Source organism: Stenotrophomonas sp. AB1(2024) (genome assembly GCF_037482345.1).
In the GTDB taxonomy this organism is placed as follows: Bacteria; Pseudomonadota; Gammaproteobacteria; order Xanthomonadales; family Xanthomonadaceae; genus Stenotrophomonas.
On record NZ_JBBHKO020000001.1, the window covers coordinates 1,751,207 to 1,765,982 of the forward strand.

The 14,776-nt window shown below is 65.2% G+C and carries 14 protein-coding genes; 6 read left to right on the forward strand and 8 right to left on the reverse strand.

Translation table 11 applies throughout. From position 1 onward, the window contains the following. Window positions 1–4: 4 nt before the first annotated feature. The 4 genes from WIX41_RS08210 to WIX41_RS08225 all read right to left on the reverse strand — a co-directional run bounded on the left by WIX41_RS08210 (window position 5) and on the right by WIX41_RS08225 (window position 2,554). On the reverse strand, window positions 5–274 hold the full coding sequence (locus tag WIX41_RS08210) for an SHOCT domain-containing protein (RefSeq protein WP_339446592.1): 270 nt from the start codon (window positions 272–274) through the stop codon (window positions 5–7). 34 nt (window positions 275–308) lie between these two features. Continuing rightward, on the reverse strand, window positions 309–1,298 hold the full coding sequence (hemB, locus tag WIX41_RS08215; RefSeq protein WP_339446593.1) for a porphobilinogen synthase: 990 nt from the start codon (window positions 1,296–1,298) through the stop codon (window positions 309–311). Window positions 1,299–1,322: 24 nt separating this feature from the next. Continuing rightward, window positions 1,323–2,240, reverse strand: coding sequence for a bestrophin family protein (locus WIX41_RS08220; RefSeq protein ID WP_339446594.1), 918 nt, complete (start codon window positions 2,238–2,240; stop codon window positions 1,323–1,325). Between the two features lie 65 nt (window positions 2,241–2,305). Then, window positions 2,306–2,554, reverse strand: coding sequence for a hypothetical protein (locus tag WIX41_RS08225; protein ID WP_339446595.1), 249 nt, complete (start codon window positions 2,552–2,554; stop codon window positions 2,306–2,308). A 199-nt stretch (window positions 2,555–2,753) separates the two neighbouring features. Between WIX41_RS08225 and WIX41_RS08230 the strand changes: the two genes are divergently transcribed. Further along, the gene (locus tag WIX41_RS08230) at window positions 2,754–3,212 is read left to right on the forward strand and encodes a hypothetical protein (RefSeq protein WP_339446596.1); all 459 of its coding nucleotides are present in this window, start codon (window positions 2,754–2,756) and stop codon (window positions 3,210–3,212) included. 151 nt (window positions 3,213–3,363) lie between these two features. Here the strand turns inward: WIX41_RS08230 and WIX41_RS08235 are convergent, their stop codons facing one another. The 4 genes from WIX41_RS08235 to WIX41_RS08250 all read right to left on the reverse strand — a co-directional run bounded on the left by WIX41_RS08235 (window position 3,364) and on the right by WIX41_RS08250 (window position 8,970). Further along, window positions 3,364–5,163: a DUF885 domain-containing protein gene (locus tag WIX41_RS08235; protein ID WP_339446597.1), complete on the reverse strand. Its 1,800-nt coding sequence runs from the start codon at window positions 5,161–5,163 to the stop codon at window positions 3,364–3,366. An 81-nt stretch (window positions 5,164–5,244) separates the two neighbouring features. Next, window positions 5,245–5,763, reverse strand: coding sequence for a cytochrome c oxidase assembly factor Coa1 family protein (locus WIX41_RS08240; RefSeq protein ID WP_339446598.1), 519 nt, complete (start codon window positions 5,761–5,763; stop codon window positions 5,245–5,247). Between the two features lie 9 nt (window positions 5,764–5,772). Further along, window positions 5,773–8,001, reverse strand: coding sequence for a S9 family peptidase (locus WIX41_RS08245; protein WP_339446599.1), 2,229 nt, complete (start codon window positions 7,999–8,001; stop codon window positions 5,773–5,775). Window positions 8,002–8,280: 279 nt separating this feature from the next. Continuing rightward, window positions 8,281–8,970, reverse strand: coding sequence for a glutathione S-transferase N-terminal domain-containing protein (locus WIX41_RS08250; RefSeq protein ID WP_339446600.1), 690 nt, complete (start codon window positions 8,968–8,970; stop codon window positions 8,281–8,283). Between the two features lie 350 nt (window positions 8,971–9,320). On the opposite strand from WIX41_RS08250, the gene WIX41_RS08255 reads away from it, so the two are divergent. The 5 genes from WIX41_RS08255 to WIX41_RS08275 all read left to right on the forward strand — a co-directional run bounded on the left by WIX41_RS08255 (window position 9,321) and on the right by WIX41_RS08275 (window position 14,670). After that, the gene (locus WIX41_RS08255; RefSeq protein WP_409187471.1) at window positions 9,321–10,910 is read left to right on the forward strand and encodes an MASE1 domain-containing protein; all 1,590 of its coding nucleotides are present in this window, start codon (window positions 9,321–9,323) and stop codon (window positions 10,908–10,910) included. A gap of 272 nt (window positions 10,911–11,182) precedes the next feature. After that, entirely contained in the window at window positions 11,183–11,818 is a 636-nt protein-coding gene (locus WIX41_RS08260) for a TIGR00645 family protein (RefSeq protein ID WP_339446602.1), read from the forward strand. Between the two features lie 189 nt (window positions 11,819–12,007). Continuing rightward, complete coding sequence (locus WIX41_RS08265; RefSeq protein ID WP_339446603.1) at window positions 12,008–13,024, forward strand: energy transducer TonB; 1,017 nt, start codon at window positions 12,008–12,010, stop codon at window positions 13,022–13,024. A 293-nt stretch (window positions 13,025–13,317) separates the two neighbouring features. Then, window positions 13,318–14,322 (forward strand): RHS repeat domain-containing protein, encoded by a 1,005-nt coding sequence (locus WIX41_RS08270; RefSeq protein WP_339446604.1) that lies wholly within the window; start codon window positions 13,318–13,320, stop codon window positions 14,320–14,322. A gap of 15 nt (window positions 14,323–14,337) precedes the next feature. After that, window positions 14,338–14,670 carry a hypothetical protein gene (locus WIX41_RS08275; RefSeq protein WP_339446605.1) on the forward strand — a complete coding sequence of 111 codons (333 nt, stop codon included), beginning with the start codon at window positions 14,338–14,340 and terminating at the stop codon, window positions 14,668–14,670. Window positions 14,671–14,776: the final 106 nt, after the last annotated feature.

The window sequence follows — 14,776 nt, forward strand, 5'->3', positions numbered from 1 at the left end:
TGCCTCAGTGCGCGCGCAGCAAGGCGGCGCGCTGCTGTTCGTACTCGGCTTCGCTGATCTCGCCGTTGTCCTTGCGCTGGTTCAGCGCGGCCAACGCGGCCTGCACCGCCGGTGGCAGGTTGGCTTCGCGCGCCAGGCGCGCGGCGGCGGAGGGTTGCTCGGGCGCGCGCCGCGCGGCACGCACCACGCCGCGGATGACCAGGCCGATCACCACGGCAAACACCAGCACGCCGGTGCCCCAGGTCAACCATTGCACCCATCCCATCGTCTGCATCGTCCTGCTCCTGTCTGCGTGTTGACGCGTATTGTCAGCGTTCGCGCAGCCAACGCGCCACCTGCGGCGCGAAATAGGTCAGCACGCCATCGGCACCTGCCCGCTTGAAGCCGATCAGCGACTCCAGCACGCAGGCGCGCTCGTCCAGCCAGCCATTGGCGAAGGCCGCTTTCATCATCGCGTACTCGCCACTGACCTGGTACGCAAAGGTGGGCACGCCGAACTGCTGCTTCACCCGGCGCACCAGGTCCAGGTAGGGCATGCCCGGCTTGACCATCACCATGTCGGCACCCTCTTCCAGGTCCAGCGCGATTTCGCGCATGGCCTCGTCGCCGTTGGCCGGGTCCATCTGGTAAGTCTTCTTGTCGGCCTTGCCCAGGCTGGCCGAGCTGCCCACCGCGTCGCGGAACGGGCCGTAGAACGCCGAGGCGTACTTGGCCGAATAGGCCATGATGCGCACGTTGACGTGGCTGTTGGCATCCAGCGCGCGGCGAATGGCGCCGATGCGGCCGTCCATCATGTCCGACGGCGAGACGATGTCCACGCCGGCTTCGGCATGCGACAGCGACTGCCTGACCAGCGCCTGCACGGTGGTGTCGTTGAGCACGTAACCCTTGTCGTCGATGATTCCGTCCTGGCCGTGGGTGGTGTACGGGTCCAGCGCCACGTCGGTCATCACCCCCAGCTCGGGGAAGCGCGACTTCAGCGCGCGGATCGCCCGCTGCGCCAGGCCGTTCTCGTCCCATGCCGCGGCCGCATCCAGGCTCTTGCCGGCCGGGTCGATCACCGGGAACAGATCGATGACCGGAATGCCAAGTTCCAGTGCTTCCTCGGCCACTTTCAGCAGCTCCTCGATCGACAGCCGTTCCACGCCCGGCATCGACGCCACCGGGGCACGCCCGGACAGTTCGTGCACGAACACCGGGTAGATCAGGTCATCGGTGGTCAGCGTGTTTTCGCGCATCAGCCGGCGCGAGAACTCGTCGTGGCGCATGCGGCGGGGGCGGTAGTCGGGGTGGGCCATGAGGATGCTCCAGACGGAATGGGGTTACTGCAGCAGGTAGCGCTGCGGTTGCAGGGGTTCAGGCAGCGGGCGCACGCCCAGGCTGTCGAGCAGGTCGATTTCGATGGTGCGTACCATCGCATCCAGCGGCAGGTCGTTGGGCTCCAGCCCGAACGGCTCTTCCATTTCCTCGCCCAGCTGGTCCAGCCCGAAGAAGGCGTAGGCCAGCACCGCCGACACCACCGGGGTGGCCCAGCCCAGCGCGCTGGCCAGGCCGAATGGCAGCAGCACGCAGAACAGCCACGCACAGCGGTGCAGCAGCAGGGTGTAGGCGAACGGCAGCGGCGTGAGCAGGATGCGTTCGCAGCCGGCCTGGATGCTGGACAGCGCATGCAGGCGGGTTTCGAACTGGGCATACAGGATCGTGTCGATCTCACCGGCGCGCAGGGCGGCGGCCGTTTCCACCGCGATCATCGCCAGCAGCTGGTCCGGTACGTTCTGGCGTTGCGCATAGCGCTCGCGGTCGGCCTCGGGCACCCAGGGCAGGCCGGCCAACGCGGCGTCCTGGCCGCGCAGGCGGGCGGCCAGCGCGTGCGCGAAGGCGATGGCCAGGCGGCAGATGCGGTCGGCACGCGCCGGCTGTTCGACCAGCAGCGTACTGCACAACCGCGCCAGGCTGCGCGATTCATAGATGAGCTGGCCCCACAGCTTGCGCGCTTCCCACCAGCGGTCGAAACACGCGTTGTTGCGGAAGCTGAGGAAAATGGACAGCACCAGGCCCAGCAGGGTGAACGGTGCGACGGAAACGCGCTCGATGCCCGGCGGATGGGCCAGCTCGGCGAAGGCGGCCACGGCAACGGCCAGCAAGAAGATGGCGGCCACCTTGGGCGCAATGGCAGGCACGATGGAGCCGCGCAGGATGTACAGCAGCTGCCAGCCGTGGGGGCGGGGACGAATGATCATGGGGCGGCCATTCTACGCCCTTGCCTGCGACATCCCGGCCGGTGCGACCGAGCGTCGCAGGGAAATCAGAGGATGCCGCCGCCCAGCGACAGGCGCACGATGCCCACCACCACCACCACGGCGTTGAGCAGCAGCCCGGTCCAGGCACGGCCGCGCTTGGTCGGGTGGGTGAACAGGATGCCCAGCGCGCCGATCACCGCGCCCACGGCGGCAAAGGGAATCAGGAACCAGTTGCCCCAGCCCAGCAGCGGAATCAGCGCGAGGATCATCCACAACAGTGCCAGCACACCCCACAACAGACTGATCAGTCCCATGCCCCGTTTCCTTGCCTGGATTGCTCACCGCAGCCTAGCGCAAAGTCGTGCCAGCGGCGCGTGATGGCGATGACAAGACGGGATGGCGGCAGACTCAGCCGGGCGGTGCTACCGTTGCGGGGCGGGGTTGGCGCCGATTCAGTGGCCAGCCCGGATGATCCAGGCGCAGGCCGACCAGGCCGAACAACAGGGGTAGCCCATGAACATTCGAATCCTTCCACTGCTGGGTGCGCTGCTGGTCGTGACCGGCTGCGCCAGCACGTCGCGGGTGATGCTGGGCCAGACCCGCGCGCCGACCGATCCGGCGCTGGTGCAGATCTATTCCACCCCGCCGCCGGGGTCGATTGAAATCGCGCAGCTGGAATCGTCCAGCGCGGTGGGCTTCGGTACGCAGGGGCAGACCGACGCGGTCGTGGCGCGGTTGAAGAAGGAAGCCGCGGCCTTGGGCGCCAACGGGGTCATCTTGATGGGCGTGGAATCAAGCAGCTCGGGCGGCGGTATGTCAGTGGGCGGCGGCAGCTACGGTTCGCACAGCGGCGGCGGCGTGGGCATCGGTATTCCGACCACGCAGAAGCGCGCGGCAGGTATTGCGATCTGGGTTCCCAATCCACCGCCGACCGACCGTCTGCCGGTGCAGACGATCAGGCCGACCAACTGACCGGTAGCGCCGGCCGTTGGCCGGCCCTTGCGATGCTTCCGGCGTTCATGCGGGCCGGCCAACGGCCGGCGCTACCAATTCCCTTCCACCGTTACCGGTGGTTGGCGATTCCGCTTCCACCGTTGGCGGTGTTGGGGATTCCCCGACGCCGTTACCGGTGTTTGGGGATGAACACCTCGTTGACCGCCTTTGCCAGCTGGTCCGGCGGCAGCAGGCCCTGGTCGAGCAGGAAGTTGTTGAACGCCAGGCGATCGAACTTCTCACCCAGCGCCAGCTCGGTCTGCATGCGCAGTTCCAGAATCCGCGTGTAGCCGTAGAAGTAGCTGCCGGCCTGGCCGGGCATGCGCACCATATACCGGTCCAACTCCTGGGTGGCCATCGCCTGGGACAGGCCCACTTCGTCGATCAGCACGCGCTCGGCCTTGGCCCGATCGATCAGGCCCAGGTTGAGCATCGGGTCGAGCATGGCGCGTGCGGCGCGCAGCAGGCGGAACTGCAGCGCGATCAGCTGGCCGTCCAGCGGCTCGTACGGCACCATTTCGGCCTCGGCATACAGCGCCCAGCCTTCCACGTTCACCGAGTTGAAAGCGAACATCGTGCGTGCCAGCGACACGCCCCGCTCCACCATCGCGGTGAACTGCAGCTCATGGCCCGGGCGGCCTTCGTGCGCGCTCAGCGTCCACGCCGCCGAACCGAAGTTGAAGTCGTCGTACTGTGCGGCCTTTTCGCCGGCGGCCGGGTTGCCCAGCGGCAGCACGAAGGTGCCCTGCTGCCCGGTGTTGCCCACCAGCGGCGCCGGCAGGAAGTGCGGTGCCGGCGAGGCGGCGCTTTCGGCCGCCGAGCCCAGGCGCATCTGCATCGGGCGCTGCGGCACATCCACGATCTTCTGCGCGCGGATGATCGGGTCGATCGCATCGATCACGCCACGGTAGTGGTGCTCAAGCTGGTCGTCGGCGATCTTGTCGCCCTTCAGCGCCCGGATCACCGCCACCGGGTCGGTCGGGTCGGCAACGTTCAGGCCCTTGGCCTTCACCACCAGCGGCGCCAGCTGGCGCATCGCCGAACGGGTTTCCATGAATTCCAGCTGCGCACGCTGCATGAGCAGCTTCGGGTCGATGTCGATCCCCACGCGCTTGAGCTGGAAAGCGTACAGCGGTTCGGGCAGGCGCGCGTCGGCGCGTGCCTTGGGCAGCACGTCGCTCTTCGTCCAATCGCGGTACTCGCGCAGCTGGGTGGCGATGGTTTTCAGCGCCTCGTCGGCGCCGGCGATCTTGTACTTTTCGAACAGCTTTTCGATACCGGTGATGTAGGTATCGACGTTGGCCAGCGACTGCTCGACTTCGATGCGGGTCGGCTGCAGCAGGCTCTTGTCGGCCAGGCGCTCTTCGTAGCGCTGGCGCGAGAGCGTGGTGATGGCGGTGGTGCCCGGGGCCAGGCCGGCATAGGCCTTCAGGCGGTCCAGCGCCTTGGCACGGCGCTCGGCCGGGACCTGGTCGGACAGCAGCAGGTTGATGCCGCTGAATACCGTCTGCGGGGTATCGCTCCACGGCAGCAGGTACTTTTCGTTGAGTTCGCTGCCCTGGATGTTCTCGTCGGCGGCGGCGATCATGATCGCCAGGTCCTGGCGCACGTTCAGGTCGCGCTCGGTGGCCAGCCTGGCCTTCAGCTGGTCGCGCGCCTTGGCCATCGCGGCGCGGTAGCGCTTGGCATTGTCCGGACCGAAATCGGCCACCTTGTCGTCGTAGCCGGGTACGCCGAAGAAGCCGGTTTCTTCCGGCTGGAACGGGCCCTGCGCATCAAGCAGGATCTGCGCCAGCTCGTTGCTGCGGGTCACCCAGGCCGCACTGGCCGGGGCCTGGGTGGCGGCAGGAGTGGCAGCGAAGGCCGGCGGCGCACTGAGCGCGGCGGGGACGGAAAGGGCCAACGCAACGGCAAGGGCAAGCGGCTTCATGCAGGACTCCAGTGAGCGGTTGCCTGCGACCCTACGCACTCAGCGGGGCAGCGGCAATCGGCCGGAGGTCATGGCTGCCGCTCAGCTGCCCCAGCGCCCGCCCGGCAGCGGGCAATGGCCCTGTTCCCGGCACTCCTGCAGGGCGCACAGCTGGGCCGCCTCGGCATCGTCCAGCGCGGTCAGGTCGATCGCCTCGCCCTTGCCAGTGATCGCGTACAGCAGCGGGTAGTCCCACAGACCCTTCTCGCGGCGCGCTTCCAGGTACAGCTCGGCGGTGCCGCGCGGCCCGGACAGCGACACCACGAAGTCACTGGTGCCCCCGCCACCGGCGGTGCGCTGCATGCTGCCGCTGGGCAGGAATCCGTCCTGGATCGGCTCGCCCAGCACCGCCACCAGTTCGATGCTGCAGCGTGCGCGGCGCATGGCTTCCTGGTACGGCTCGCTGCCGCGGCTCCAGCGCGACCAGTGGGTGAGCGCCAGCCAGACCAGCGCCGTCACTACGAGCAGCACCGCCAACACCGCCAGCGGCATGGCCCAGCGCCAATGGCGGCACCACCAACCGGCGCGCACGGCGCCGGGAATTTCAGGAGGTTGGAGCATGACAAAGCGTTACGGTTTCAGGCAACGGCCCAGGAAATCCTCGGCCAGGCGGTAACGGTGCAGTGCATTGCTGCCCGACAGGCCGTGCTTGGCGCCCGGGTAGGTCATCAGCTCGAACGGCTGGCCACGCTTCTGCAGCGCGCTCATCAGCTCGGTGGAGTTGGTGAACAGCACGTTGTCGTCGGCCATGCCATGGATCAGCAGCAGGCGCGAACGCAGGCCGTCGATGTGGGCCAACACGCGCGCATCTTCATACCCCTTGGCGTTGCGCGCCGGCAGGTCCATGTAGCGCTCGGTGTAATGGGTGTCGTACAGGCCCCAGTCGGTGACCGGTGCGCCGGCCACGCCGCAGGCGTACTGGTCCGAGGCCTTGGCCAGCAGCATCAGGGTCATGTAGCCGCCGTTGGACCAGCCCTGCACACCGATGCGCGCCGGGTCCACCCACGGCTGCTGCTTGAGCCATTCCACGCCCTTGAGCTGGTCGGCCACTTCCACCGTGCCCTGCACGCCGTACAGCGCACCGCCGAAATCGCGGCCCCGGCGCGGGGTGCCGCGGTTGTCCAGCGAAAACACCACGTAGCCCTGCTGGGCCAGGTACTGGTTGAACAGGTGGTCGCCGCGGCCGGGCCAACTGTCGGTCACGGTCTGGCTGGCCGGGCCGCCATACACGTACACCACCACCGGATAGCGCTTGGTCGGGTCGAAACCGGCCGGGGTGATCAGGCTGTAGTGCAGCGGGGTGCGCCCATCGGCCGCGGTGAGCGTGCCGAAGGTGACCGGGCGCTGCGCGTCCAGGTAGCGCGCATACGGGTGGCTGGGATCGGTCAGGTTGTTTTCCACCAGCGTGGCGATCTTTTCGCCCGTGGCGCGGTGCAGGGAGATCTGCGGCGGGGTGGTGGTGTTGGACCAGCTGTCCACGTATACGCTGGCGTTGCCGGCGAAACTGGCGCTGTGCATGCCCGGTGCCTGCGACAGGCGCTGCAGCGCCCCGCCCTGCAGCGGCACGGCGTAGATCTGGCTTTCGCGCGATGAATCCACCCCGGCGCGGAAGTAGACCTTGCCGGCGGCCTCATCCACCGCCAACAGTTCGTCCACCGGCCAGTTGCCGGAGGTCAGCGCGGTGACGGTCCTGCCGTCATCGGAGATGCGGTACAGGTGCTGGAAACCGCTGCGCTCGGACGACCACAGGAAGCCGCCCTGCTTGAGGAAGCGCAGGCTGTTGTGCAGCGGCACCCAGGTCGGCGAGGTTTCGGTGACCAGCGTGCGCTGCTTGCCGCTTTGCAGATCGGCCTGGATCAGCTCCAGGGTTTTCTGGTCGCGCGACTGGCGCTGGAAGGTCAGCTGCTGCGGGTCGCGCCAATCGACGCGGGCCAGGTAGATATCCGCATTGCGGCCCAGGTCGACCCAGCGCGGCGCGGCATCGGCGCGTGGGGCGATCACGCCCAGCGTGACGGTGACGTTGTGGTCGCCGGAGGCCGGATAGCGCTGTTCAATCATTTCGGTGCGGTCGGCGTACATCTCGTAGCGCTTCTGCACCGGCACCGGCGATTCGTCGATGCGCGCAAACGCGATGGCCGAATCATCCGGCGCCCACCAGTAGCCGGTGTGGCGGTCCATTTCCTCGTCGGCGACGAATTCGGCCACGCCGTTGCCGATGGTGTCGCTGCCATCGCGGGTGAGCTGTATCTGGCGGCCGCTGGCCAGATCGATCACCCACAGGTTGCGGTCGCGCACGAAGCTGACGAAGCCGCCCCTGGGCGACAGCTTGGCATCGGTGGCGAAGCCCTCACCGTGGGTGAGCTGGCGCACGGCGGCCTTGCCCTGCTTGTCCAGGTCGTACAGGTACAGTTCGCCGCCCAGTGGGAACAGCAGGGTGCGCGCGTCCGGCGACCACTGGTAATCGACGATGCCGGTCATGGCGGCAATGCGCTGGCGCTCGCGGCGCGCCTTTTCGGCATCGCTCAGGGTTTCATCGCCGGGCAGCACCACCTTGGAATCCACCAGCAGGCGGGTCTGGCCGCTGGCGATGTCGTAGGCCCACAGGTCCAACTGGTTGCGGTCGGCCTCCTTGCCGCGCAGGAAGCTCACGCGCGACCCATCCGGGGCCACCTTGGGCTTCATCAGGGTCGGCCCGGACAGCGGCAGCGGGCCGGTGATGGCATCCAGGGTGAGCTTTTCGGCGTGGGCGAGGGTGGTCGAGGCGAGCATGAGGGCGAGCGAGGCAACAAGGTGGCGCATGGAAGGGTCCGGCGACGGCAGGCCGACATCCTAACGCACGCGGTGGGATGGGGACCCCACGGTAGCGCCGGCCGTTGGCCGGCCCAGGCGGTGTGTTGGGTGCAGAGCCCCCGGAGTTCGGGGGCGGCCGCGAAGCGGCGGGGGCGTGGAAGCCTCATAAGAGGGGCCCGCAGTTCGCAACGCGAATTGTGGGGCGGCAGCGCGCATGCGTTGGCGCGTACCCGCCGGCCGTTGGCCGGCCCAGGCGGTGCCGGCCATTCCGTTATCGCCCCGACCGCTTCAGCGCTGGCCGAAGAGGTGCTTGCGCTCTTCTTCGCTGAGCGGCTTGCCGGCGTCCGGGTTCACTTTGTGCTTCAGGGCATAGGCCCGCTGGGTTGCCGGGCGCGCGGCAATCGCCTCATGCCAGCGCTTCAGGTTCGGGAACGCGGCGAAATCGGCCGGCAGCTTGTCGTACGCACCAATCCACGGGTAGCTGGCCATGTCGGCGATGCTGTACTCATCGCCGCCCAGGTAGGCGCTGCTGGCCAGGCGTTTGTCCATCACCCCGTGCAGGCGGCGCACTTCGTTGCCGTAGCGTTCGATGGCGTACGGAATCTGCTCGGGCGCGTACACATTGAAATGCCCCATCTGGCCGCTCATCGGGCCCAGCCCGGCCATCTGCCAGAACAGCCATTCCAGCACCGCCACCCGGCCGCGGGTATCGACCGGCAGGAACTTGCCGGTCTTCTCGGCCAGGTACAGCAGGATCGCCCCGGACTCGAACACGCTCTGCGGCGCGCCGCCATCGGTGGGCTGGTGGTCCACCAGCGCCGGCATCTTGTTGTTGGGGGAAATGGCCAGGAATTCGGGCTTGAACTGATCGCCACTGCCGATGTTCACCGGCTTGATGGTGTACGGCAGGCCCAGCTCTTCCAGCAACAGGGTGACTTTGTGGCCATTGGGGGTTGGCCAGTAATACAGATCGATCATGGCGGAGCCTTGGGCGTAAGGAACCCGGAGTGTAAGGGGTGGAAAGCGACAGCCCAAATAACGTTTCTGATGGCGGCAGGTGTTGGTTGCGACGTGGCGGGGTGTCGCAAATCGACCGCCGCCTGTGAGCCATAGACGACCTGCGTGGACCGTAGAAACGACGCTATCGCGATGGCTGTCAATCACAGTGCGTGACGGGCGTTTGATATTCCGGCAGCACTACATTTCGTTGGATTCTGAAAATATCCGAAATCGATTGCGGACGCCCGCTCGCATCACTAGTTTTCGCTGACTCTGCACTTCCGGTCGCGTTCGGGAGGCAAAACGGGAGTGAATGCGTGCTGGTAAATGTGTTGAAAAAAGGCCTTCAACTGAAATTTCAGGTCCGGATCGAAGGGTTGGCACTTGCGACGGCCTACGCACTAACGTGCTGGGCAACCCGTCAGGTCTCTGTTGATCAGTTCTACCTCACTGCGGGCGTTCGAGTAGCGGCGCTGCTTCTGTGCCCGCCCCGGCTATGGCCGTATCTCATCTTGGGCGAATATGCCTACCTGGCGCACTCTGTCTATCCCATGATCGACAGGTATGGCGTTGCCTGGGCCGTACTGCGGTCCGCTCTCCTGATGCCGGTAGCCGCTTTGATCGTGCGACTGCATATCACACACGTCACGTTGACTTCAGCGGGCTGGCTGGTCAGCCTGGCCGCCTTCACAAGCCTGTCGTTGACCGCCATCAATATCACCATGGCACAACTGCTGTGGCCCACTCCGCCAAGCATCCCTGCGATCGAGCGTATGGTTCGCTACAGCCTTGGCGACTTTGTTGGGATCATGACTGTCGCACCACTCGCATTGCTGTGGATTCGGCGAACAAGCGGAAGCATGTGGCCTTTCCCTCATCCCGTGAGCACCATGGCCAGCGTGGCGTCGATCCTTGCTCTTGGACTTTTCGCGTATTGGATTCCGCAGGAGCACTCGTCATTTCAAACGACCCTGCAACTTTCGATGGCGCTCCCTGCGATTTCTCTCACCTGCCTCCATGGCTGGCGAGGCGCCGCTGTTGGGGTGCCGCTGCTGAACCTGATCGTTCACTTCGCCACGCCCGTTTCCGGTCTTCCCGGCTCCTTTGATGCCGCTACGTTCAAGACCCAGCAGAGCCTTGCAGTTGTTTCAACTTCGCTGTTCGCACTGGGTACTATCGCAAGTCACTACCGGCATCGTTTCCGCGTTTCTCAACAAGATCGGAGCGAGGCCCTTGTTCTAGCCAAAGCCTCGCAACTCGCAAGTGAGAGAGAACTGAGAACGCGTGTACTTCGAATGCGACAGATCGGTGAGAACATCGACTTCTCGTTGAGTCAGATGATCGACTGGCTGAACGGGCAAGGTCACCGTCAGTTCGCAAGTGCAGTACTCAAGGCGTCGACGGTCAGTTCACAGCAGCTCCGGGAACAGACCAGCATGGTGTACCCCACCGCCCTCGAACACGTGGGGCTTTATCTGGCACTTCAGATCGGTGGGATCAGCCAAGAGTGGGAGGCGACAGAGCGGGTTGGCCGCCCCCACCTCTCCGGCGACCCCTGCGAACTCAGTACAGGCCTGCAATTGGCGGCATATCGGACTATTGCGGATGCCGTTTCCCTGTTACTGGAGCAAGAAAAGGGACAAGTGCAGGTGCGTGCGAGGTGCGGTGGAGCCGGGGGACTCCAGGGAATCGTGATCACCGTGGGGCTGTTGGACGCTGGCCATGTGCTGTCGGCGAAGACCATTCAGGCGGCGACCGAGCGGCTGACGTCAAGAACCCTGACCTACGGCGGCAAACTGCAATGCTGTGGCAATCGCGTCCGCCTGCTGCTGGTTGAAGCGCCGAAGGGAGTGGCGGCGGAGCCTCTGGCTGCCCCTTCGACACGCCGCAAGTTGCAGCGTCAAGTGAGCCCATCATAGGCAGCTCCAACGGCACGATGTTGATCTTCCCGTTGGTCCGGCGCAAACGGACGGTGCTGGTTGGCCGCGCATCCACGCAGGGCGTGGCTCTACCGGGGTGGTCGTCCTTCCGGGCTTGACGTTGCCACGCATGGCAAAGTTACAGCAATTGGCGTCACCCATCGTCGCAAGCAAGCTCTTCGTATCCGCATTCAGCTCTCCTATGGCCCATGTCTTGGCACAGACATTGGGTCCCGGTACCCTGCCCCATCCCCGCAAAGCAGCATTTCCGCATGAGCTCGACCGCTAAGCCCATCAGCCCCCTGTCGTCCCTGATCTTCGCCTCGCGCTGGCTGCAGCTGCCGCTGTACCTGGGCCTGATCCTGGCGCAGTGCGTCTACGTGTTCCTGTTCGGCAAGGAGTTGTGGCACCTGGTGCACAAGGCCAACAGCATGGGCGAGCAGGAAATCATGCTGCTGGTGCTGGGCCTGATCGATGTGGTGATGATCTCCAACCTGCTGGTGATGGTGATCGTGGGTGGCTATGAAACCTTCGTTTCGCGCCTGCGCCTGGAAAACCACCCCGACCAGCCGGAGTGGCTCAGCCACGTCAACGCCAGTGTGCTGAAAGTGAAGCTGGCGCTGTCGATCATCGGCATCTCCTCCATCCACCTGCTCAAGACCTTCATCGGCGCCGGCAACCTGGACGGCCTGCCGTCGTGCAACAGCCCCGAGTACATCACCACCGTGCTGGATGCAGTGGCCAAGTACGGCCCGGCCGTGGAAGCCTCGTTCAAGTGCTCCTCCATGAGCGCCAGCGGCGTGATGTGGCAGACCATCATCCACGCCGCATTCATCTTGTCGGCGATCGGCATCGCTTACACCGACAAGCTGATGGCCCACACCCCAAGCAAGGCGCTGGCCCACTGAGCGCCGGCCCGGCAGGGCGGCGCCCCCTGCGGCGCCGCCCTGGCCTGCCCCAAGCCCTGCAAAGCGGGGCGCGGGGATGCTAGATTGGGCACCTGCTGTACCGCGCCGGACGCTGGGAAACGTTCCGGGGCTTCGGTCGGCCTGACCGCATCAGGCCTTACGTATCGTCGTTCTTCAAAGGGGAGTTGGATGTCGCACGTCAACACGAACGCCAAGGCGCGCCTGCTGGTGCCGCTGACCCTGGTGGTGGCTCTGGCCGCCTGCTCGGGCAAGGACGAAACGGCTCCGGCCACGCCGTCCGCACCGGCTGCCACGGCCGCCGCACCTGCCGCTGCGCCGCCGGCACCGGCCGTTTCGGCCAAGGTCCAGTCGATGGGAACCGAGGAACTGCGCGACCTGGCCAGCAAGGCGCTGCGCGAAAACCGCATGTATGCCCCGGCCGGCGACAACGCCATGGAGTACTACCTGGCGCTGCGCGAAAAGACCCCGGACGACGCCTCGATCAAGAGCGCGCTGACCGACCTGCTGCCGTACACGCTGATTGCCGCCGAGCAGAGCCTGACCCGCGAGGACTTCACCGAAGGCCAGCGCCTGGTGGCGCTGATCGAGAAGGTGGACGCCACCGCACCGGCGCTGCCGCGCCTGAAGACCGGCATCACCAACGGCATGCAGACCGCCCTCAAGCGCACCCAGGAAGAGACCGACAAGGTCAAGAAGGACGCTGAAAACAAGGTCAGGCAGCTGGCCGACCAGCAGCGCCAGCAGCAGGCCAGCGAAGCCGAAGCGGCCAAGCAGATTGCCGCGCAGCAGGATGCCGCCCGCCGCGAAAGCGAGCGCCAGGACACCGAGCGCCAGGCTGCGGCCCGCCGCGATGCCGAACAGCGCCAGCAGACAGCGGCTGCCGCACAGGCTGCCGCTGCCCGCCAGCCCACTGCCGCGCCCGCCGCTGCCGCCGCCCTGCGCCCGATCAGCACCCCGGCCCCGCGCTACCCGACCGACGCGCTGCGCGCCGGCACCTCGGGCGAAGTGCTGGTGGAAATCACCGTGGGCACCGACGGTTCGGTCACCAGCTCGCGCGTGCTGCGCGCCACCCCGGCCCGCGTTTTCGACCGCGAGGCGCTCAATGCGGTCAAGCGCTGGAAGTTCGAGCCGGTCAGCGCCCCGGTCACCACCCGCCGCACGCTTTCGTTCGCGCCGGGCGGTTGATTCGCCACGATTGAAGCCGGTAGCAGGCACCCACCGTTGGTGGGTACCTGCCGGGTCTGCGGTGGTCGACGGATTGTGTTCGGTAGCGCCCGCCCATGTCTGGTACTCCCGCCGCCCTTACTAACCTCATCACTCTTGAGCCGATCCGGCTTCACTGGCGCTTGGTCCCAAGTGCATTGCTCGACTCAAATAGTGACGTCTTTGGCCTGTATTCCGGCGTTCGATTCCGAGAGGCCAATGCTTGTGCTATCAATGTCAGACCTTGCTTCAAGGCTCTTTCAAGGATTGGAAGGATGCGCAGATTCGAAGAAATTGCAGGCAATGGATCTACCCGCTTCAGGGGATTGGAGAAGATTTTTCGGAAGGTGAGTGCCGCGGGCGCCCGGCTGTGCTGGGTACTGCTAATCGGCGGGACCCTTGTGCCATCCACAAATGCCCAGACGGTGACCTATGTCCATACCGATGCCCTGGGCTCGGTGGTGGCCAAGAGTGATGCCAACGGCAACGTGATTGAGCGCATCACTTACGAGCCGTATGGCGCTGTCGTAGGTGCACCAGTGGCCGATGGGCCGGGATACGCAGGACATGTGAGCGATGCTGCCACCGGGTTCAGCCAGATGCAGCAGCGGTACATGGACCCGCAATTGGGGGTGTTCCTGTCGGTGGATCCGGTGACACCCCGTGACAAGCCTGGCTCCTCTTTCAACCGATATAGATACGCTGCAAATAACCCCTACCGCTTCATAGATCCTGACGGGCGTCAGGAGCGTGCGGCGGAGCGACACAATGACTCGGTTGCACGCGACCCCGCTGCGTACAACACCTTTGGTCCCGCAGCTCTTGTGTTGACCTACGCCATCGTCAGGTCTACACCTGTCGTTGGTCCTCCCGCAGCCTCGTTGATGTCGGGCGCAATCGACTCTGCACAACAGTCTCGGGCTCTACCCGCACCAACATCAGCCGCAGCTGCTCCCGTTGCCGCTCCAGCATCTGCTTCCTCCCCAAATTTTGTTGTCTCATCAAACGGAACGGCGTTTCCTGTACCGTCGGGCTCGAATGGGCCCTCCCCAGTGATGAATCCGGGAGGCAAGCAAACCGGCGTCGCCTTTACAGGGGGGACGGGAGGCACCAACGGGCAAGTGGCAAACATGCGAATGATGGATCCAACGCAGGCAAAGGGTAGCAGCCCTGGATATCCGGCCGGCTACATAAAGTATGAGAATGCAGGAAAGCAGGGTGTAGACCCATATTCAGGAAAGACACTACCCAACTCGAAGTCACATTTCCCAGTGAAGTAGTGCGAGATCCATGAAATGATTCTGCATCGATCAGACGTTTTCCAATACCTCAAGGGCAAGTATGTAACGCTGACCCTGGAGGATGATCAGGTTCAGGTTCGTACTGACGATGGGTGGTCGCTGCACATCTACAACACCTCCACGCTTTCGTGCGATGAGAGTGCGGACAACTTGGCGCACAAGTCGCTCCGCTTGGAGCTGGTCGACTGCGTGTTCGATCAATTCAAAATGACCCTGATGTTCTCTGGCGGCAAGTTACTCACGGTCGACCTGACAGACGACGGATACTCTGGCCCAGAGGCCATGCAACTGAATGGGCCTGACGGCAGCATCATCATCTGGAACTGAGCGTCCTTGCCCATCATGGTACCTGGCACAAGCTGTGCTGCCCTTCAGTAGCAATGCGCAGGTCGCAGGTCCAATTCCTGGTCGGAACAATCCGGGGCTTTTGCTA